The organism is Oleiphilus sp. HI0125 (assembly GCF_001635355.1).
Genome location: NZ_LWGF01000822.1, coordinates 1 through 1,484, shown reverse-complemented (window position 1 = coordinate 1,484; position 1,484 = coordinate 1). Strand labels below are relative to the sequence as shown.

Here is a 1,484-nt window from a genome sequence, read left to right as displayed (position 1 = left end):
AGAATGGGTGACACGCTGAACACACGTCCAAAAGAATGTCTTTAGCTAGCGTAGAACGCGTTTTGATAACGTTACCACAGCTACATTTTGCTTCGATTTCCTCGTAACGAGGATGGATATCTTTTTTCATCTTAACTACCTATTTCATTGTTTGCCGCCACCCATCGTCATTCACTCTAGCGTTGGGCACCGCAAGGAAGGCATCGAGCCATTTACACCAAAAAAGGGCGCAAGGGCCGAAATTGGGGCGAGAATATTACCAAAACAATTGCGGAGTGCAAGCGTGAATTGATTATATTTTGACTAATGCAAATACAAACATGCTCATCCTTCAACTTTCAAAACAATATTACATGACCCAGAAAGTGACTCGAAGTAAACTAAAAAGCATGAGCGCTATTTCATCCCCCCTTCGTTTTGCATCTATTGCACTTCCTGTTCCCTTGCACAAAGAGTTCGACTACTGCATACCCATCACGATGCAAAACAGATCATTGCAACCTGGAATGCGCGTTGCTGTGCCATTTGGCAATCGAGTCATTTGTGGAATTATTACAGATATCAAATCGGAAACACTGCTAGAGCCCAGCAAACTGAAAGACATCGAGCGATGTATTGATTCAGCCCCAATACTCAAGGCGCAATCACTAGAACTTCTTAAATGGGCCTCTACCTATTACAGCCATCCGATCGGCGAAGTGATATATAGCGCACTGCCCACCGCACTGCGCAACACAAAACCACAGGCGATATATCAAAACACGCTTTGGATTCGAACAAACAAGCCTTTTTCTGGCAAAAGAAACGCGCATAAGCAGATCGCACTTCTTAAACAGCTAGAAGAATCTCCAACAGGAATTTGGGCAGATGCGCTGCGCATGCTTGGCTTTACCGGCGCGCAATTTAAATCACTCGAACAACAAGGATATATTGAGAAACAATTATCCCAACAGCAAAGCCAAGCAATGCAAGTCCACGAAGACACGATTTCATACGGACTTAATCAAGAGCAACAAATAGCGGTTGATGGCATCATTCGAAACTTCGATCAATTCACCCCGTTCATGCTTGAGGGCATTACCGGCAGTGGTAAAACTGAAGTATACATTGCAGCCGTAAAACATTGCCTGAGCTTAAATAAACAAGCACTGATTCTGGTACCAGAGATCAATCTGACACCTCAAACATTTAAACGCTTCCAAAGCCAACTTGGCATCCCCGTGGCCGTCTACCACTCAGAAATGAGCAATAAAGAAAAGCTGATCACCCATCAACTATGCAGCAGCGGGCAAGCCAAAGTTCTCATCGGGACAAGATCCGCAATATTTCTCGAATATCAAGACCTAGGCCTGATAACTATCGATGAAGAACACGACAACTCATACAAACAGACCGAAGGGTTTAAATATTCTGCTAGAGACATCGCTGTTAAACGGGCGCAGCTCAACCAATGCCCTGTTATTCTTGGCAGCGCCACCCCTTCA

The 1,484-nt window shown here is 44.5% G+C and carries 2 protein-coding genes; one reads left to right on the top strand and one right to left on the bottom strand.

Translation table 11 applies throughout. From position 1 onward, the window contains the following. Positions 1-130: 50S ribosomal protein L31 (rpmE, locus tag A3762_RS25965; protein ID WP_082869129.1), on the bottom strand; the 130-nt coding region annotated here is incomplete at its 3' end. A gap of 259 nt (positions 131-389) precedes the next feature. On the opposite strand from rpmE, the gene A3762_RS13245 reads away from it, so the two are divergent. After that, the coding region (locus A3762_RS13245) for a DEAD/DEAH box helicase family protein (RefSeq protein ID WP_197469251.1) at positions 390-1,484 on the top strand (1,095 nt) is incomplete at its 3' end.